At 73.7% G+C, this 17,977-nt stretch carries 12 protein-coding genes, 1 tRNA gene and 1 riboswitch; of the genes, 6 read left to right on the plus strand and 7 right to left on the minus strand.

Translation table 11 applies throughout. The features are described from left to right. Positions 1 to 403 precede the first annotated feature (403 nt). The gene (locus ACIQ8B_RS02710) at positions 404 to 952 is read right to left on the minus strand and encodes a MarR family winged helix-turn-helix transcriptional regulator (protein ID WP_106413547.1); all 549 of its coding nucleotides are present in this window, start codon (positions 950 to 952) and stop codon (positions 404 to 406) included. Between the two features lie 123 nt (positions 953 to 1,075). Here ACIQ8B_RS02710 and ACIQ8B_RS02715 point away from each other — a divergent pair, with 123 nt between their 5' ends. Further along, positions 1,076 to 2,344 carry an MFS transporter gene (locus ACIQ8B_RS02715; protein WP_290001881.1) on the plus strand — a complete coding sequence of 423 codons (1,269 nt, stop codon included), beginning with the start codon at positions 1,076 to 1,078 and terminating at the stop codon, positions 2,342 to 2,344. A gap of 9 nt (positions 2,345 to 2,353) precedes the next feature. On the opposite strand, the gene ACIQ8B_RS02720 is transcribed toward ACIQ8B_RS02715, so the two are convergent. After that, positions 2,354 to 4,009: a SpoIIE family protein phosphatase gene (locus ACIQ8B_RS02720; protein ID WP_403544779.1), complete on the minus strand. Its 1,656-nt coding sequence runs from the start codon at positions 4,007 to 4,009 to the stop codon at positions 2,354 to 2,356. Between the two features lie 169 nt (positions 4,010 to 4,178). Continuing rightward, a complete protein-coding gene (locus ACIQ8B_RS02725) occupies positions 4,179 to 5,558 on the minus strand; it encodes an NAD(P)/FAD-dependent oxidoreductase (protein ID WP_403544781.1) in 1,380 nt (459 codons plus the stop codon). Between the two features lie 374 nt (positions 5,559 to 5,932). Between ACIQ8B_RS02725 and ACIQ8B_RS02730 the strand changes: the two genes are divergently transcribed. Next, positions 5,933 to 6,667, plus strand: coding sequence for a TetR/AcrR family transcriptional regulator (locus ACIQ8B_RS02730; RefSeq protein ID WP_106413544.1), 735 nt, complete (start codon positions 5,933 to 5,935; stop codon positions 6,665 to 6,667). Between the two features lie 457 nt (positions 6,668 to 7,124). Here ACIQ8B_RS02730 and ACIQ8B_RS02735 read toward each other — a convergent pair whose 3' ends face one another. Further along, entirely contained in the window at positions 7,125 to 9,248 is a 2,124-nt protein-coding gene (locus tag ACIQ8B_RS02735; protein WP_403544784.1) for an asparagine synthase-related protein, read from the minus strand. A 737-nt stretch (positions 9,249 to 9,985) separates the two neighbouring features. Between ACIQ8B_RS02735 and ACIQ8B_RS02740 the strand changes: the two genes are divergently transcribed. The 4 genes from ACIQ8B_RS02740 (at position 9,986) to ACIQ8B_RS02755 (ending at position 15,017) form a co-directional block, all read left to right on the plus strand. Continuing rightward, positions 9,986 to 11,410: an MFS transporter gene (locus ACIQ8B_RS02740; RefSeq protein WP_290001905.1), complete on the plus strand. Its 1,425-nt coding sequence runs from the start codon at positions 9,986 to 9,988 to the stop codon at positions 11,408 to 11,410. 63 nt (positions 11,411 to 11,473) lie between these two features. Next, positions 11,474 to 12,697 (plus strand): L-2-hydroxyglutarate oxidase, encoded by a 1,224-nt coding sequence (lhgO, locus tag ACIQ8B_RS02745; RefSeq protein ID WP_403544786.1) that lies wholly within the window; start codon positions 11,474 to 11,476, stop codon positions 12,695 to 12,697. A gap of 85 nt (positions 12,698 to 12,782) precedes the next feature. Further along, positions 12,783 to 13,619: a tRNA (guanosine(46)-N7)-methyltransferase TrmB gene (trmB, locus tag ACIQ8B_RS02750; protein WP_403545445.1), complete on the plus strand. Its 837-nt coding sequence runs from the start codon at positions 12,783 to 12,785 to the stop codon at positions 13,617 to 13,619. Between the two features lie 60 nt (positions 13,620 to 13,679). Beyond that, complete coding sequence (locus ACIQ8B_RS02755; RefSeq protein WP_403544788.1) at positions 13,680 to 15,017, plus strand: PrsW family intramembrane metalloprotease; 1,338 nt, start codon at positions 13,680 to 13,682, stop codon at positions 15,015 to 15,017. 104 nt (positions 15,018 to 15,121) lie between these two features. Here the strand turns inward: ACIQ8B_RS02755 and ACIQ8B_RS02760 are convergent, their stop codons facing one another. The 3 genes from ACIQ8B_RS02760 to ACIQ8B_RS02770 all read right to left on the minus strand — a co-directional run bounded on the left by ACIQ8B_RS02760 (position 15,122) and on the right by ACIQ8B_RS02770 (position 17,891). Further along, positions 15,122 to 16,132: a M23 family metallopeptidase gene (locus ACIQ8B_RS02760; protein ID WP_403544790.1), complete on the minus strand. Its 1,011-nt coding sequence runs from the start codon at positions 16,130 to 16,132 to the stop codon at positions 15,122 to 15,124. A 12-nt stretch (positions 16,133 to 16,144) separates the two neighbouring features. Next, positions 16,145 to 16,302: riboswitch (cyclic di-AMP (ydaO/yuaA leader) on the minus strand. 318 nt (positions 16,303 to 16,620) lie between these two features. Further along, positions 16,621 to 16,694, minus strand: a tRNA-Met gene (locus tag ACIQ8B_RS02765). 63 nt (positions 16,695 to 16,757) lie between these two features. Next, the gene (locus tag ACIQ8B_RS02770) at positions 16,758 to 17,891 is read right to left on the minus strand and encodes a dihydrofolate reductase family protein (RefSeq protein ID WP_403544792.1); all 1,134 of its coding nucleotides are present in this window, start codon (positions 17,889 to 17,891) and stop codon (positions 16,758 to 16,760) included. Positions 17,892 to 17,977 lie beyond the last annotated feature (86 nt).

Genomic DNA, 17,977 nt, shown 5'->3' on the forward strand with positions numbered 1-17,977 from the left:
GGCGTTGACTTTTGGCACGCTGTTGAGTTCTCAAGGAACGGACGCTTCCTTCGTACTCACCCTCTCGGGCTTTCCTCCGGGCGCTTCCCTTCGGTGTTTCCGACTCTATCAGATCCTTTTCTCGACCTGACCCCCAGTCAGCGGGGTCCGTCTTTCCGGCCGTTGCGGGCCGTTCCGACGTTTCCAACCTTAGCGGACTCTCTCCGTGTTTCCCAAATCGGGAGTGTGGAATTGAATTCAGGCATGCGGACATACCGAAGTCGTTCCCACTGGGAGGCCGTACTGAGGTTTGGGTGCCGCTGTCGCGGCGGAAGTGCTGCCGGAGAACCGTTACGGCCCCGTGGCAACTCGAAGAACCTTACGGATCGCCCGGGGCCGCGTCAAGTGGCTGCGCCAAGATCTTTCAGTCCAGGTCGGTGAGGCGTCCGCCGGCGTCGGGCTGGGCGTCCTCCACCCTGCGCAGCAGGCGGATGAGCACCTCGCCGAGGGCGGTCCTCTCCTCCGGGTCGAGGTCCTGCAGGAGGTCCGTCTCGAAGACGGTGGCCATCCGCATGGCCTCCTGCCACTTCTCCCGGCCGGCCGGGGTGAGCTCCACGATGACGCGGACCCGGTTGTTCTCGTCCCGCTCCCTGGTGACCAGACCCTCGGTGACCATGCGGTCGATGCGGTGGGTCATGGCGGCCGGGGTCAGACCCAGGCGCTTGGCGAGGTCGCTGGGGCCCATCCGGTAGGGGGCGCCGGAGAGGACGAGGGCCTTCAGGACCTCCCAGTCGGCGTTGGTGATGCCGAGCTCGGCGGTCTGCCGGCCGTAGGCGACGTTCATGCGGCGGTTGAGCCGGGAGAGCGCGTTGACGATCTGCTCGACCTGCGGGTCGAGGTCCTGGAACTCGCGCTGGTACGCGGCGATCTGCTCTTCGAGGGTCGGCTCTTCCAAGCCGGGGGTGTCGCCCATGCCCCGCAGTATGGCACGCCCCTCCTTTGCCTTGAAGTCTTTCTCTGTGTACTCTTCAGCGTCGAACTTTAGCTTCTAAGTCTTCACTCCTAACTAGTGAGAGAGGTGAATGTGACCAGGGCGATGGGCGCAGCGATGCGCCGGATCCACGTGGGCAACGCACTCAGCGCTTTCGGGCTGGGCTTCACGGTCCCGTACCTGTACGTCTACGTGGCGCAGGTGCGCGGGCTGGGGTCGGTGACGGCGGGGCTCGTCCTCGCCGTCTTCGCCGTGGCCGCGCTGATCGTGCTGCCGCTGGCCGGACGGGCGATCGTCCGGCGCGGTCCCCTTCCGGTGCTGCTCGCCGCCCTGCTCACCGCCGCGATCGGCGCGCTGTGCCTGGGACTGTCGGCGAGCGCGGCGACCGTGCTGCTGTCGGCGGCGGCGCTCGGCGCCGGGCAGGCGGTCATGCAGCCGGCCCTGGCCACGATGATCGTGGAGTGCTCCGGTCCGGAGACCCGGTCGCGCGCGTTCGCCATGCAGTTCTTCCTGCAGAACCTCGGGCTCGGCGTCGGCGGGCTCATCGGCGGTCACCTCGTCGACCCGACCGAAGCGGGCTCCTTCACGCTCCTCTTCTCCCTCGAAGCGGTGATGTTCGCGCTGCTGGTGCTGGTGATGGCGACGGTGCGGATGCCGCGCTCGCCGCGGATCGGCGGCGCCTCGGCGCAGTCGGCCAAGGGCGGCTGGAAGCAGCTGCTGGGCAACCGGGCCATGGTGCAGCTGTGCGTACTGGGCTTCGTGCTGTTCTTCGCCTGCTACGGCCAGTTCGAGTCGGGCCTGAGCGCGTACGGCGTCGAGGCCGCCGGGATCTCCACCTCCGCGCTGGGGACGGCGCTGGCGGCGAACACACTGATGATCGTCGTCGCGCAGTTCGCGGTGCTCCGCTTCGTGGAGCGGCGCAAGCGGTCGCGCGTCATCGCGTCCGTGGGTCTGATCTGGGCCGTGGCGTGGGCCGTGGCCGGGTACGCGGGGCTCGGCGGCGGCAGCCAGGAGATGGCGACGGCCGCGTTCGTCTCGACGTACGCGCTGTTCGGGCTCGGGGAGGCGCTGCTGTCGCCGACGCTGGCGCCGCTGGTCGCGGACCTCGCGCCGGCCGGGATGGCCGGTCAGTACAACTCGGCCTTCGCCCTGGTGAAGCAGCTCGCGCTGGCGGTGGGGCCCGCGGTGGGCGGACCGATGGCAGCCTCGCTGCACGCGCCGTACATCGTGGTGTTCCTGCTGTTCTCGCTGGGCATCACCGTGCTGGCCCTGCGGCTCGGGCGGCAGCTCACCGCCGTGCAGGACCACCCGGCGGCCGCGGGCAGCCGGATCGTGGCGCAGGGAGGCACGGAGCAGGCCCCGGCACCCGCCTGACCGTGCGCGTCACACGCCGGCGCCGACGGTCTTCGGCAGCAGGAACTCGCACCAGACGGCCTTGCCGCCGCCCGGCGTGCGCCTGCTGCCCCACGCCGAGGCGATCGTCGCGACGATGGCGATGCCCCGGCCGGACTCGTCACCGGGCTCAGCGCGGCGGCGCCTGGGCAGGTGGTCGTCGCCGTCGGTGACCTCGATGATCAGACGGCGGTCGGTGCGGCGCAGGCGCAGGCGCATCGGGGGTGTGCCGTGCTGGAGGGAGTTGGCGACCAGTTCGCTGGTGGCCAGCACGCCCAGATCGTGCAGCTCGGGCGGGAAGCGCCAGCTCGTCAGGACGCCGGACGCGAAGGCACGCGCGCGGGGGGCCGCCTCGACCCCGCCGAGCAGTTCCAGGGCGGCGTTGCGGAACAGCTCGCTCTCCACGCCCGAACGCGCGGGGTGCTGGAGGACCAGGACGGCCACGTCGTCGTCGTGGTCGGGGGTGACGCCGGCCGAACGGACCAGGCGGTCGCAGACGACCTGGGGACCGCCGGTGGCTCCGGCCAGGGCGCGCTCCAGGGCGGCGATGCCCTCGTCCAGGTCCTCGTCACGGCGCTCGACGAGGCCGTCGGTGTAGAGGACGGCGGTGGAGCCGGGGCCGAGCGGCACGGAGCCGGAGGCGTGCATCCAGCCGCCGGTGCCGAGCGGGGGGCCGGTCGGTTCGTCGGCGCGCAGGACGGTGCCGTTCTCGTCGCGCACCAGGATGGGGAGGTGCCCCGCGGAGGCGTAGACCAGGCGGCCCTCGTTGGGGTCGTGGATGGCGTAGACGCAGGTGGCGATCTGGTTGGCGTCGATCTCCATGGCGAGACCGTCGAGCAGTTGGAGCACCTCGTGCGGCGGGAGGTCGAGGCGCGCGTACGCCCGTACGGCCGTGCGCAGTTGGCCCATGACGGCGGCGGCGCGCACGCCCCGGCCCATCACGTCGCCGATGACCAGGGCGGTACGGCCGCCGCCGAGGGTGATGACGTCGTACCAGTCGCCGCCGACGGCCGCCTCGGTGCCGCCGGGGTGGTAGGTCGCGGCGACCCGCAGGTCGTCGGGCTCCTCCAGCTCCTGCGGGAGCAGGGAGCGCTGGAGGGTGACGGCGGTCTCGCGCTGCTGCCGTTCGCTGGCGCGCAGCCGCTCGGCGGCTTCCGCGTGGTCGGTGACGTCGGTGGCGAAGATCAGCACCCCACGGCCGTCGCCCTCGCCGGCGGGCGTGCAGGTGAACGTGTACGAGCGCCCGTCGGGGGCCTTGCGCGATTTCACCGTGCGGGGCTTGCCGCTGCGCAGGACCTGGTCGAGGAGGGGCAGCAGGCCCAGTTCGTCCAGCTCCGGGAGCGCTCCCCGCGCGGGCGCGCCGGCGGGGCGGATGCCGAACGCGGCCGTATAGGCGTCGTTGAGGTAGGCGATGCGGTGGTCGGGGCCGTGCACCAGAGCGACGAGGCAGGGGACGCGGTCCAGGACTTCGCGCACCCCCAGCTCGTCGACGGCCGGCGCGGGCCCGTCCCCGTCGGTGAACCGCTCGGCGCGGGCCACGGGCACGGAGCCCTCTCCCCGCCGGTCCGGGGAAACCGTCTGCTCGGTCCGCGCTGCGGCGCGGCGCTGCGTTCCGGGGAGCCGGGCGCTCCAGCGCGTGAAGTTCACGAATCCTTGCCTCGTGTAGTTGTCGGCGGCCGGGTACCGGAACCGGCCGCGGCCCGGGGGCCGCACCGGGGCGGGTCCTCCCGCCCGCGGTGGTGGACCAGTCTGGCAGGGTCCGGCCGGGCCGACATCCGCTGGACGCCGGTCCGGCGCCAGGAGTTCCCGGGTCCGGTCAGGACGACCCCTCCGGGTTGTGCGGTGGGTCGTGGGAAGGCTTTCCACCGGCCGCCAGTTCGAACTCTGCCCGCGGATGTTCGAGCGATCCGAGCGACACGATCTCCCTCTTGAAGAGGCCCGCGAGCGTCCACTCCGCGGCCACCCGGGCCTTGCGGTTGAAGGTCGGCACCCGGCTGAGGTGGTACGTCCGGTGCATGAACCAGGCGGGGTAGCCCTTCAGCTTGCGCCCGTAGACCTGGGCGACCCCCTTGTGCAGTCCCAGGGAGGCGACGGAACCGGCGTACTTGTGGGCGTACGTCTCCAGGGGTTCGCCGCGCAGGGAGTGGACGACGTTGTCACCGAGCACCCGGGCCTGGCGCAGGGCGTGCTGGGCGTTGGGGGCGCACGTGCGGCCCTCCTCGCGCGCGGTGACGTCGGGTACGGCGGCGGCGTCCCCGGCGGCCCAGGCGTGGGGGGCGCCCTCGACGGCCAGTTCGGCGGTGCAGCGCAGCCGGCCCCGCTCGTTCAGCGGCAGGTCGGTGGCCGCCAGCACGGGATGCGGCTTCACCCCGGCGGTCCACACGACCGTCCGTGTCGGGAAGCGCGACCCGTCGCTCAGTACGGCGACACGGTCGGCGCAGGACTCCAGGCGCGTCCCGAGGCGTACGTCGATGTTGCGGCGGCGCAGTTCGGTGAGGGTGTAGCGCCCCAGCTCCTCGCCGACCTCGGGCAGGATCCGGTCCGACGCCTCCACCAGGATCCACTTCATGTCCTCGGGGCGGACGTTGTGGTAGTACCGCGTCGCGTACCGCGCCATGTCCTCCAGCTCGCCGAGCGCCTCCACGCCCGCGTAGCCGCCGCCGACGAAGACGAACGTCAGCGCGGCATCGCGGACCGCGGGGTCACGGGTCGACGAGGCGATGTCCATCTGCTCCAGCACGTGGTTGCGCAGCCCGATGGCCTCCTCCACCGTTCTGAAGCCGATGGCGTGGTCGGCGAGGCCGGGGATGGGCAGGGAGCGCGCCACGGAACCGGGAGCGAGAACCAGTTCGTCGTACCCGATCCGCCGCCCGTCCGTCCCCTCCTCCTCGGCGGCCGGGGTGCGGACGGTGGCCGTGCGCGCCGCGTGGTCGACGGCCGTGGCCTCCCCGATGACGATGCGGCACCGGTCGAGAACACGACGCAGCGGTACGACGACATGACGAGGGGAAATGGCGCCGGCGGCCGCTTCGGGAAGGAACGGCTGGTACGTCATGTACGGGTCCGGCGTGACGACCGTGATCTCGGCCTCGCCCCGCCCGATCTCCCGTCTCAGTCTCCGCTGCAGGCGCAGGGCCGTGTACATCCCGACGTAGCCGCCGCCGACAACGAGAATGCGCGCACGTTCCTTCACCATCCCATGACGCACCCGCCGCTTCCGTTTGTCCACAGCCTCGACGAATTGTGTGACCGTAGGACACCCGCGTCCGTGGTTGGCCGAATTACCGACCCACGCCCGGTCACCGCAGGTCACACCCCATGATCGACACCCTCCCCGCGGGATATTCAGGACGTATGCGACTCGTGCTCCGATCGAGGGGCGCTCCGTGCGGAACGTGCCCCTTCTGAATTGACCCCCTCTCAACTATGTTCATCTCTCGACGGGGTGCAGGGGGATGCGCTCATCGGGTCCGCGACGGGCGGGACCGACAGGCCGGTCCCGTTTCCACGCCCCGGACGTCAATGGCGGGGAGAGTCTCCGGGGGGAGACGTCATTACCGGGGGATACACATGCATGTTCAGGACTCTCGATGGTCGTCCGCGGTCGCCTCTGGCGCGACGATGAGCGCCGCCTCCGGCGGGCGCCCGGACGGCACACGCACCACACCGCTGCGGGTCGACGCCCAGCGCAACCTGGAGCACGTGCTGCGTGCCGCGCGTGAGGTCTTCGGCGAGCTGGGGTACGGCGCGCCGATGGAGGACGTGGCGCGCCGGGCACGGGTCGGCGTCGGCACGGTGTACCGGCGGTTCCCGAGCAAGGACGTGCTCGTGCGGCGGATCGCCGAGGAGGAGACGTCCCGGCTGACCGAGCAGGCGCGCGCCGCTCTGGGGCAGGAGGACGAGCCGTGGTCGGCGCTGTCGCGCTTCCTGCGCACATCGGTCGCCTCCGGCGCGGGGCGGCTGCTGCCGCCGCAGGTGCTGGGGGTGGGCGTCGCGGAGGAGCAGGGTCTGCCGGACCACGCGCGGCTGCCGCAGCAGCGGACGCCGCCGGCGGGGGAGCTGCGGCTCATGTCCGAGGAGCCGGCGGAGGACGACGCGGGGGCGGCGGAGCTGCTCGACGTGGTCGGGCAGCTGGTGGACCGGGCGCGGGCGGCGGGGGAGCTGCGGGCGGACGTGTCCGTGTCGGACGTGCTGTTGGTGATCGCCACGGCGGCGCCTTCGTTGCCGGACGCGGCGCAGCAGGCCGCGGCGTCGGCGCGGTTGCTGGACATCCTCCTGGAGGGGCTCCGCAGCCGCCCGTCCTGACCCACGCCGCCGGAGGGGTTCACCCCCTACAGCGCCGGCCTGCGTACGTGTGCTGCACACGCCCGGACCTCGAACCACCCGGCGGGGGTGCGGTGGCGAGGGCTCGCGTGCCTCGAACGGCCGGGCAGGAGCCGCGTACGGCGAGGCGGGGCGCCCGGCGTGGGCGGGGTGCAGCCGCCTACGGCGGGGAGGGGACGGGGTGGGGGCGGGCGCCCGCAGCGGCCGGCGCGTCCGCGCCCTGTGCCTCTGCAGGTGACCTCATCGCGCCGGACCGAGGACGACCGCCCCCACCGCGGCCCCGCACCACCCACCCACCGCGGGCGCTGCACCAGCCCCCACCGGACGGCAACCCCGCGCCGCAGGCATCAGACCCCGACCCCCACCGGACGGCAACCCCGCGCCGCAGGCGTCACGCCCAGCCCCACCGGACCGCAAGCCGCAAGCCGCAACGCGAGCGTCAGCGTGACCCCGCCGCCCCCGCCCCCAGCGCGCCCCTCTGCGGGGCGATCCCCGCCGGCACCGCCCGCTGCCGCGCAGGCGTGCCCGTCCAGCACGTCCCCCGCCTCGCCAGCAGCCTCCGCAGCCACACCTCCAGCGCCACCAGATCCGCCAGCCCGTCCAGCGGCAGCGGCTCCCCCTCCGCCGCCCCCCGCAGCGCCTTCCGCACGACCCGCGCCTCCACCAGCCCCGCCTCCGCCAGCAGCGGCGTGTCGAACAGCGAGATCAGCGACCCCGCCGCCACCCGCAGCCCCGTCCGCGCGGCAACCGCCGACGTAGGCGCCCCCTGCGCCCCCCACCCCGCCGGCAGATCCCGCACCCCCGCGCCCTCCAGCACCGACCGCAGGATCGCCGCCCGCGCCCCCGGCCGCACCCGCAGCGCCTCCGGCAGGGCCCGGCACGCCCGCACCACCTGGTTGTCGAGGAACGGCGTGTGCAGCCGCTGCGACCGGATCTCCGCCGCCTGTTCCAGCACCCGCACGTCCGCCGCGTACCGCGCCAGCGCCGCCCGCGCCCGGAAGTCCCCCGGCCGCTGTCCCGGCCCGACCTCCGACCGCCAGGTCGACGCCTGGAGGCGAACCGATACTTCAGCCAGTGCCTCACCCGTCAGCCACCGCGCCGCGGGCCCGGGTCTCCCCCAGGTCAGCGCCGCCAGCGAGGCGTCCGCGGCCCCGCCCGGTCCGTCGTCGTCGAGCTTCCGGTGCAGCAGCCGCTGCGCGAGGGACTCCAGCCCCGTCCGGTACGGCGTCCGCGCCAGCCGCCGGGCCGCCGCGTAGACCCGCGCCGGCACCATCACGGACCCGTCCGCCTTGGCGAGGGCCGCGACCGGCCGCACGAGATGCCGCCGCTTGCGGTCCAGCAACAAGTCGGCGAGCCGTGCCGGATGAGCGTCGAGCACCTGCTTGGCGCCGTACCCGGTGAAGTGATCCGCGCTGCCCGCGGCCAGCCGTGCCCGGTGCCGCGCCGCGGCGACCAGCGAGGGCCCCGGTTCGTCGGTCAGCGGCACGTCCAGTTCGACGTACGGAAGCGTCGACTCCTCACCGGCGACCACCACATGGTGCAGCCGGGGGTTGGCGGCGAGTGCGCCCGCCCGCTCCAGTTCGCCCGCGTCGCGCCCCCCTGCGTCGCCAGCGGCGAGGTCGTTGAAGGTGACGGCCAGCAGCCGCTCCCCCGCGCCGGTGCCGTGCCCCAGCACGGTCCCCGGCCTCCCGGGCAGCCCGGCGGCCAGCAGGGCCAGGGCGCCCGACGCGGGCCCTCCGGACAGATCCGCCCCGATCCCCGCGACCGGCGTCCCGCGGGCCGCACGCCGTTCCGCGGGCCCCATGCCCGGCACCGGACCGGGGTCTATGTCGGCCCCGGGGACGTGACGCGGCGCGGCCAGTCGCGTCCGCACGGCCTCCACCAGCGCGTCCCGCACCGCGTCCACCGCGTGGTCGGGGTCGGCGGGCGGGGCGGCGACCGCCAGCGAGGCGACGGGCTCGTACCCGGCGACCTCCCGCGTGCCGGTGCGCAGGATCAGCGCGTGCCCCGGCGGAACGCGCTTCACGCCGTCGTACGGGGTGGAGTCCTGCAGCGCGGCGGGCACGTCGGGCGCGGCGAGCAGCGCGGCGAGGTGCCCGAAGTCGAGGTTGGCCTCGACGAGGTCGGCGAGCGGCAGGGCGGCGGTGGCGTAGGCGGTGCCCCGCTCGAAGGGGGTGTAGAAGACGGGCCGGGCGCCGGCGAGGTCGCCGCACACCGTGATGCGGCGCCCGACCTGGACGACGGCCGTGTAGCTGCCCGGCCAGGCGGTCAGGTGCCGCAGCGCCCCGCCCCGGGCGGCGAACAGGGCGACGCGCAGTTGTTCGTCGGAGGCGCCGCAGGTGCCGAGGACGGCGATCCGCGTCTGCTCGTCGGCGGAGACCACCCGCACCTCGTCGGGGCGCCAGTCGCCGACCGCCCACAGCGGGTCGGGGTCGCCCCACAGCGGCTGGGAACCCACCGGCTGCAGGGTCTCACCGTCGACGCCGGTGGCGCCGGCGGAGCCGACGGGGCCGTATCCCCCGGCCGCCGCGGCGGTGCTGCTCCATCCCACCAACCACCGCATCGCCGCCTCCACATGCCGTGGACCACCAGTGCACCGTACGAACCGGTTCCCCATGCTGCCATGAAGGAGGCGCTCGGCGACGCCGCCGGAGCGGTGTGTGCTCCGGCGAATGCGCCCCGGCGGATACACCCACCCTCGAAGGCGGTTGCCCCCGCACTCGCTCGAACACCCGCCCGATGCACGGAGATCGACGTTCGGGTCGCGATCGCCCACCAAGCCACTTCGACGCGAATGCGCCCCCTCAACGCGCCCCCAAAACCCCCAACGCGCCCTCGACTACCTGGGTAGAAGCGTGGATACACCGAAAAGAGTGGCATTGATTTTCGGCCAAATTGGAGCGGTGAGATCACACTCGAACACGCTCCGTACAGGCTTTGCGCACCACCGCGGGCGCGCGGTCCGGGAGGCGGAGCACGCCTCCCGGACCGCGCCGCCGCCCGCGGGGATGAAGGCGGCGGTGTTCCCCCAGCCCACTGGATCCAGTACAGCGGGCCGACCCACGCACGGACCATGGAACCGCTCCCGGCATGGCCGGAGAAGAGCGCACGGACGGGCGCACGGCCACACACCGGGAGCACGTCGCAACTGCGCGTATCGGACCCGCACTTCAGTACGGACCACAATCCCGCCATCCGGAAGAATGCCCCTTAACGCTTGGGATGCGGCGAACTACGCTGGGTTTACGAATGCCGCGTGGTTATGCCAGAGCGGCAGCCGTCTGTGTCGAGGGGTGGCGCATGTCCAGGGAGCAACGCGGGCCGAACGAAAAACTCGGCGCCGTTCTCGCCCTCGCGGGAATCAGCAACGCCGGCCTCGCGCGGCGCGTCAACGACCTCGGCGCCCAGCGGGGACTGACGCTGCGCTACGACAAGACGTCGGTGGCGCGCTGGGTGTCGAAGGGCATGGTGCCGCAGGGCGCCGCCCCGCACCTGATCGCCGCCGCCATCGGCCAGAAGCTGGGCCGCCCCGTGCCGCTGCACGAGATCGGCCTGGCGGACGCCGATCCCGCGCCGGAGGTGGGCCTCGCCTTCCCGCGTGACGTCGGCCAGGCGGTGAGGTCCGCGACGGAGCTGTACCGGCTGGACCTCGCCGGCCGCCGCGCCGGTTCCGGCGGCATCTGGCAGTCGCTCGCCGGATCGTTCGCGGTGAGCGCGTACGCGACGCCCGCCTCACGGTGGCTGATAACCCCGGCCGACAGTTCGGTCGCGCGCGAGGTGAGCCCGTCCGACGGCTCCGGCGCACCACTCAAAGTCGGCCACAGCGATGTGCGGAAACTGCGGGAGGCCGCGGAGGACGCCCGGCGCTGGGACTCCAAGTACGGCGGCGGCGACTGGCGTTCGTCGATGGTCCCCGAGTGTCTGAGGGTCGAGGCGGCCCCGCTGCTGCTCGGCTCCTACTCCGACGACGTGGGCCGCTCCCTCTTCGGCGCGGCGGCCGAACTCACCCGCCTCGCGGGCTGGATGGCCTTCGACACCGGCCAGCAGGAGGCGGCGCAGCGCTACTACATCCAGGCCCTGCGCCTGGCCCGCGCGGCGGCCGACGTCCCCCTCGGCGGCTACGTCCTCGCCTCGATGTCGCTCCAGGCGACGTACCGCGGCTTCGGTGACGAGGGCGTGGACCTCGCCCAGGCCGCGCTGGAGCGCAACCGCGGGCTGGCCACCGCCCGCACCCTGAGCTTCTTCCGCCTGGTCGAGGCACGCGCGCACGCCCGCGCGGGCGACGCGCAGGCGGCCGGCGCCGCGCTGAGGTCCGCGGAGAGCTGGCTGGAGCGGTCCCGGCCCGGCGACAGCGACCCGACCTGGCTCGGCTTCTACTCCTACGACCGTTTCGCCGCCGACGCGGCGGAGTGCTACCGCGACCTGAAGGCGCCCCGCCAGGTGCGCCGCTTCACCGAGCAGGCGCTGTCGCAGCCGACCGAGGAGTTCGTGCGCTCGCACGGCCTGCGCCTCGTGGTCTCCGCGGTCGCCGAACTGGAGTCCGGGAACCTGGACGCGGCCTGCGAGCAGGGCGTACGGGCCGTGGAGGTGGCGGGCCGCATCTCCTCGGCGCGCACCACGGAGTACGTCAAGGACCTGCTGCACCGGCTGGAGCCGTACGGCGACGAGCCGCGCGTGGTCGAGCTGCGCGAGCGTGCCCGTCCGCTGCTGATGACGACGGCCTGACCGTCCCGCCCGCCCTTGGTTTGAAGCCGCTGTCAGTGGCGCAGTGCACTATCGACGCGGGAGGTGGCGCAGGTGGTGGCGGGGTCGTACGACTGTGACGTGGTGGTGGTCGGAGGCGGGATCGTCGGCCTGTCGACGGCGTATGCCATCGGGCGGGCGGCTCCGGGCACGCGGGTGACCGTGCTGGAGAAGGAGCCGGGCCCGGCCCGGCACCAGACGGGCCGCAACAGCGGGGTGATCCACAGCGGCATCTACTACCGCCCCGGCTCGCTCAAGGCGCGGTACGCGGTGCGGGGCGCGGCGGAGATGGTGAAGTTCTGCGCCGAGTACGACATCCCGCACGCGGTGACGGGCAAGCTGATCGTCGCCACGGACCGCGCGGAGCTGCCCCGGCTGCACGCCCTGGTGCAGCGCGGCCGGGAGAACGGCATCGCGGTGCGCGAGCTGTGCGCCGCGCAGATCGCGGAGTACGAGCCGGAGGTCCGGGGCCTCGCCGCGATCCACGTCGGCACCACCGGCATCTGCGACTACGGGGCGGTGGCCCGCCGGCTCGCGGAGGCGTCCGGCGCCGACGTACGGCACGGCGCGGAGGTGGTCCGCGTCGACCGGCGCCCCGACCGGGGCGTGGCCGTGCTGACGGCGGCCGGCGACATCGTGCGCGCCCGCGTGCTGGTGAACTGCGCGGGGCTGCACTGCGACCGGATCGCCCTGCTCACGGGCGACGAGCCCGGCGCCCGCATCGTGCCGTTCCGCGGGGAGTACTACGAGCTGGCCCGCCCCGAGCTGGTGCGGGGCCTGGTCTATCCGGTGCCGGACCCGGCGTTCCCGTTCCTCGGCGTCCACCTCACCCGCGGCACGGACGAGGGCGTGCACGTGGGGCCGAACGCGGTCCCGGCACTGGCCCGCGAGGGGTACGACTGGCGGACGGTGCGGCCGCGCGAGCTGGGGGCGACCCTGGCCTGGCCGGGCTCCTGGCAGCTGGCCCGCCGCCACTGGCGGTACGGCGCGGGAGAGCTGCACCGCTCGCTGTCCAAGCCCGCCTTCGCGCGGGCCGTGCGCAGGCTGCTGCCCGCCGTGCGGGACGAGGACCTGGTGCCGACGGCGGCCGGGGTGCGGGCGCAGGCGGTGCTGCGCGACGGCACGCTGGTCGACGACTTCCTGATCCGGGAGGCGCCCCGCGCGGTGCACGTGCTGAACGCCCCCTCGCCCGCCGCGACCGCGTCGCTGCCGATCGGCAGGGAGATCGCCCGGCGGGCGCTGGCCGGCCTCGCCGGGAGCGAGCGGTGAGAGCGGGTCGTGGGGCCGGTCCGTGGGACCGGGCGGACGTGCGCGCCGTCCCCGTAAAATCGAGGGCACTGTGTCTGAATCCGTGATGAGCACCCCCGAAGCACCGCACGCCGCGCAGCAGCCCGGCGCGCGGGCCCGCCGCGACCGCGCGAAGGGGGAGCCGCGCTTCCCCGACGGCCCGAAGGCCGACCCCGCCGGATCGCACTTCGAGCGGCGGATCCGCAGCTTCCAGCCCCGCCGCAGTCGGGTCACCGCAGGCCAGGCGGACGCCCTGCAGCGGCTGTGGCCGGTGTGGGGGCTCGACATCGACGGCAGCCGCCGCCTGGACCTGGCCGAGCTGTTCGGGAACGACCGGCCGGTCGTCCTGGAGATCGGCTTCGGCATGGGCGAGGCCACCGCCGAGATGGCCGCCGCCGACCCGGGGACGAACATCCTCGCCGTGGACGTCCACACCCCCGGCCAGGGTCACCTGCTGCACCTCGCCGAGGAGCGCGGACTGACCCACGTACGGGTGGCGAACGGGGACGCGATCATCCTGCTGCGCGAGATGCTCGCCCCGGACTCACTGAGCGGGCTGCGCGTCTTCTTCCCGGACCCCTGGCCGAAGAAGCGGCACCACAAGCGGCGGCTGATCCAGCCCGAGTTCCTCACCCTCGCCGCGTCCCGCCTGGCGCCGGGCGCGCTCGTGCACTGCGCCACCGACTGGGAGCCGTACGCCGAGCAGATGCTCGAGGTGCTCACCGTGCACCCCGCCTACGAGAACACGCGGGCGGACGGCGGTTTCGCGCCGCGTCCGGAGTTCCGGCCGCTCACCCGTTTCGAGCGGCAGGGGCTGGACAAGGGGCATGTGGTGAACGACCTGCTCTTCCGCCGCGTACCGCACGACGACCGTGCCGGGCACCGGGCCGGGGACCCCGCCTGACCTCCCCCGAGCCCCTGAGCCGGCACGCAGCCCTGCCCCTTTCTCGTTAGGGTCGAATCCGTGGCCAGCAGCCCTCCGTACCCGCCGTGCCCCGGCGCAGCTCCCGGCAGCACGCTGCGGCACCCGCACTGGTGGCAGCGCCCCGCGGTGCGCTACGGAGCGGTGGTCACACTGCTGGCCCTGTCCGGGCTGGTGATCCTCGCGCTGGTCAGGGAGCAGACGGGCACCGAGGGCTTCCTGGTCGGTCTCGGGCTGGCCGTGCTGCCGGTCCCGCTGCTGCTCGCGGCGTTCCGCTGGCTGGGCCGGGTGGACCCGGGGCCCTGGCGGAACCTGCTGTTCGCCTTCGCCTGGGGGGCGTGCGCGGCGGCGCTCATAGCGATCGTGGCGAACAGTTTCGCCACCCGGTGGATAGCGACGACCACCGCCGACCCGGCCGGTGCCGACACCCTGGGCGCGACGGTGATAGCGCCGGTCGTGGAGGAGACCGCGAAGGCGGCGGCGGTGCTGCTGCTCTTCCTCTTCCGCAGACGCGACGTCAACGGGATCCTCGACGGCGTGGTGGCGGCCGGGTTCACCGCGACCGGCTTCGCGTTCACCGAGAACGTCCTCTACCTCGGCAACGCCTTCGGCACCGACCAGCTCACCGGCGGCAGCGGCATCGCCTCGGTCACCGCGGCGACCTTCTTCGTCCGCATCGTCATGTCGCCCTTCGCGCACCCCCTGTTCACCGTGCTCACCGGCATCGGCTTCGGCGCGGCCGCGCTGTCCGCCGACCGGCAGCGGGTGCGGCGCGTGCTCTTCCCGGTCGCCGGGCTGCTCCTCGCGATGGGCATGCACGCCCTGTGGAACGGCTCCGTCATGCTCGGCCAGTTCGGCTTCCTCGCGGTGTACGGGGCGTTCATGGTGCCCGCGTTCGGGCTGCTGACCTGGCTGGTGGTGTGGACGCGGCAGCGGGAGCTGCGGACCGTGCGCACGGAGCTGCCCGCGTACGTGGCCGCCGGCTGGCTGCGTCCCGCGGAGCCGTTCGCGCTGGGCTCGATGCGGGCCCGGCGCCTCGCCCGGAAGTTCGCGCGTGAGCACGGGGGCAGGCCCGCGGCGCGCGCGGTCGCCCAGTACGAGGCGTACGCGACCTCGCTGGCGTTCCTGCGGCACCGGGGCCGCGCGGGGAAGGCGGGACCGGACTTCGTGAGCCGGGAGCGGGAGCTGCTGCTGGAGCTGTGGCACCGGCGCGCGGCGGCCCGTCCGGCACTGGAGCACGCGGCCCGTCTCACGGCGCCCCCGGTGCCGTACGGCGCGGCGTGGGCGTACGGGCCCGTCCCCGCGCCGTGGCAGGCGTACGGGCAGCCGCCCCACGGTCATCCGTATCCGGCGTACGGGGAGCACCCCCACCGCCGCTGAGGAGCCCCGGACATGCGGGACCGGCAGCCCTGACGTCGGGGGGGGCGTCGTCGGGGCTGCCGGCGTTCGCGGCGTCGGCGGCCGGGACGCGGCCGCCGGGTGGTTCAGACGCTGAGGCCCTTGCCGGCCAGCCAGGCGGCCGGGTCGACGCCGCCGGAGGAGCCGGCGGGGTGGACCTCGAAGTGAAGGTGGGCGCCGGTGACGTTGCCGGTCGCGCCGACGCGGCCGATCACGTCGCCGGTGGTGACCTTCTGGCCGACGCTGACGTTGATCGACGACTGGTGGGCGTACCAGATCTCGGTGCCGTCGTCGAGGGTGAGCACGGTCTTGTAGCCGTACGAGCCGTCCCAGCCGGCGGCGGTGATCGTGCCGGTGTGGACCGCCTTGATCAGCGTGCCGGTGGGGGCGGCGAAGTCGAGGCCCGTGTGGTAGCCGGAGGACCAGTAGACGCCGGCCTGACCGAACGTCGAGGTGAGGGTGTACGAGGAGGTCGGCAGGGTGTACTGCTTGGCCAGCTCGGCGAGGCGTTCGGCCTCGGCCTTCTTCGCGGCCTCCTCCTCCGCCCTCTTCTTCGCGGCCTCGGCCTTCTCCTTGGCCTCCTTCTCCGCCTTGGCGGCGGCCTCGGCGGCCTCCTTCTCGGCGGCGGCGAGGGCGGCGGCCTGGGCCTTGCTCTGCGCCTGCCCCTGCTGCTGCTCGACCTGGGCCATGATGCGGGCGCGCAGCGCCTCTCCGGCGCCGGAGGCGCCCTCCTCGGCGTCGGCGGTGGTCATGCCGATGTCGCTGAGGGGGGTGCTCGTGCCCTTGGGCGTTTCCTCCTCGGAGAGGAGGGAACCCACGTTGGGCAGGTCGGGCATGGAGATGGAGACGGGCGGCTTGCCGGTCTGGGCGCTGGCCATGCCGCCGGCGCCGACGGCGGCTATGACGCCGACGCCCAGGACGGTGGAGCTGCGGGCGAGTCCGCCTCCGCGCTGCTTGGCGACGCGGTGCCGCCCGCGCACGGGCCGTACGGACTCCGCGGTGGGGTTCCACTCCTCGAACGGGCCCTCGTCGGCGCCGTAGGCGAAGGTGTCGCTCGGGTGGAACGGGGCCTCGGGGGCAGGCGGGTTGGACGCCACGTGGGCGCGCTCCTTTCCTTCCTTCTTCGCCTACCGGGTTAGCTGACGGGTTCGGAGCAGGAAGGTCTCCTACGCGCGTATACGAGCCGTGTTCTCACGGCGGTATCCGCCCGATTCACCCCATGGTGGTGGTTCCCCGGTTCCCTCGCGGGATTCGGCGCGTGCGCACGGAGCCGCCTTCTGTGACGGCTGGGACGACCGCGCTGCGTTATCGAACGTTAATAGACGCGGGGGCCGGATTCCAAGCCATTCCTCTTGATCGTTCACGATTTCCGTGCGGACTTAAGCGCCATGACCGGGCGAAAACGGGCGAGTTGACCGCGCGTCGGACGACCGGTCGAACCTGACGGTATGTCAGTTGTTATGCGCTGCGAAGCACTTCGCTCACGCTGCGTGAGAGGCGGGGAGAAAGGTGCCGGCACAAGGCGCCGGTATACAGAAAACACCGAGGGCCGGAACCCTTTCGGATTCCGGCCCTCGGCCTTCAGTAGCGGGGACAGGATTTGAACCTGCGACCTCTGGGTTATGAGCCCAGCGAGCTACCGAGCTGCTCCACCCCGCGTCGGTAATCACCAGTGTACGGCATCCGCGGGGCCCGACGCACATCCCTTCCCCGGCGGCGCGATCAGCCGGCCGGCAGATGCGCGTTCGGCGCCTTCGCACGCCGCTCGTGCTCCGGCAGGACCAGCACCGTGGCGCCCCCGTCCGCCAGCACCGCGCTGCCGTCGGCGTCCGCCACGAAGGTGTCCGGCTCCCGCCAGGCCGTGACCACCCGGCGCACCCCCGCGTCCAGGATCAGCCGCGCGCAGGGCGCCGGCCGGGACGCGCGACGGGCGCACGGCTCCAGGCTGGAGTAGACGGTGGCGCCGGCCAGCCGCGGGTCGGTGGGGTCGGTCCTGGCGAGCGCGGCCTCCTCCGCGTGCACCACGGGGTCGCCGCCCTCACGGGAGTACCCCCGCGCCAACTCGGTGCCGTCGGCGGCGACCACGACCGCGCCGACGCTGAACGCGGTCCCGGAGGGCGGGCACAGCGCGGCCAGCTCGCAGGCGAGGGCGAGCCAGTGGTGGTCGGCCGCGGAGGGCAGCGCGCCGGTGCCGGGCGCGGTGGGCTCGTAGCGCATCAGGACGACGTCGCCGACGGGCCGAGTCTCGACCAGCCGCAGCCGGCCGCCCTGGTAGGAGCCGGGGCCGAACAGCCGGGGGGCGTCCGGGTCGCCGACGAACAGCGGGGCGAGGACGAGCTGCAGTTCGTCGGCGAGGCCCTGGGTCATCAGCTGGGTGTGGATCCGCCCGCCGCCCTCGACCATCAGGCGCCGCACCCCGCGCTCGTCGTGCAGGTGCTCCAGCAGCCGCCGCCAGTCCAGGCCGTCGCCGAGCGGGACGACGTCGGCGGCGAGACCGAGGGCGCGGGCCCGTCCGGCGCCCTCGTCGGTGGTGTAGAGGACCTTCTCGCCGCCGGTGTACCAGAACCGCGCCGCCGGGTCCAGGTCGCCGGAGCCGCTCACCGTGACCTTCAGCGGGTACTCCGGCCTGCCGTCCGCGACCCGGGCGGCGCGGCGCTCGGGCGAGTTGACCAGCAGACGGGGGTTGTCGGCGCGCAGGGTGCCGGCGCCGACCAGGACGGCGTCCACGGAGGCCCGTACCTCGTCGACCCGGTCGAAGTCGGCCGGGCTCGACAGCAGCAGCCGCTCCGGGCCGGTGTCGTCCAGGTAGCCGTCGAGGGAGACGGCGGCGGACAGCAGGACGTACGGGTGCGGCATCGGCGGGCTCTCCGGGTGCGGGTTGACGGCGGGACCGCTGCGCGGTCCGCGTCCAGTCTGGCAACCCGTGCGGCGGGGAGCGGACC

It is taken from the genome of Streptomyces sp. NPDC096105 (genome assembly GCF_044763335.1).
Classification (GTDB): domain Bacteria; phylum Actinomycetota; class Actinomycetes; order Streptomycetales; family Streptomycetaceae; genus Streptomyces.

What these genes read in the sequence shown, in the direction of transcription:
- ACIQ8B_RS02710 (WP_106413547.1), bottom strand. Translation starts at nt 952, where the DNA reads ATGGGCGACACCCCCGGCTTGGAAGAGCCGACCCTCGAAGAGCAGATC.
- ACIQ8B_RS02715 (WP_290001881.1), top strand. Translation starts at nt 1,076, where the DNA reads ATGGGCGCAGCGATGCGCCGGATCCACGTGGGCAACGCACTCAGCGCT.
- ACIQ8B_RS02725 (WP_403544781.1), bottom strand. Translation starts at nt 5,558, where the DNA reads ATGGTGAAGGAACGTGCGCGCATTCTCGTTGTCGGCGGCGGCTACGTC.
- ACIQ8B_RS02730 (WP_106413544.1), top strand. Translation starts at nt 5,933, where the DNA reads ATGCATGTTCAGGACTCTCGATGGTCGTCCGCGGTCGCCTCTGGCGCG.
- ACIQ8B_RS02735 (WP_403544784.1), bottom strand. Translation starts at nt 9,248, where the DNA reads ATGCGGTGGTTGGTGGGATGGAGCAGCACCGCCGCGGCGGCCGGGGGA.
- ACIQ8B_RS02740 (WP_290001905.1), top strand. Translation starts at nt 9,986, where the DNA reads ATGTCCAGGGAGCAACGCGGGCCGAACGAAAAACTCGGCGCCGTTCTC.
- trmB (WP_403545445.1), top strand. Translation starts at nt 12,783, where the DNA reads ATGAGCACCCCCGAAGCACCGCACGCCGCGCAGCAGCCCGGCGCGCGG.
- ACIQ8B_RS02770 (WP_403544792.1), bottom strand. Translation starts at nt 17,891, where the DNA reads ATGCCGCACCCGTACGTCCTGCTGTCCGCCGCCGTCTCCCTCGACGGC.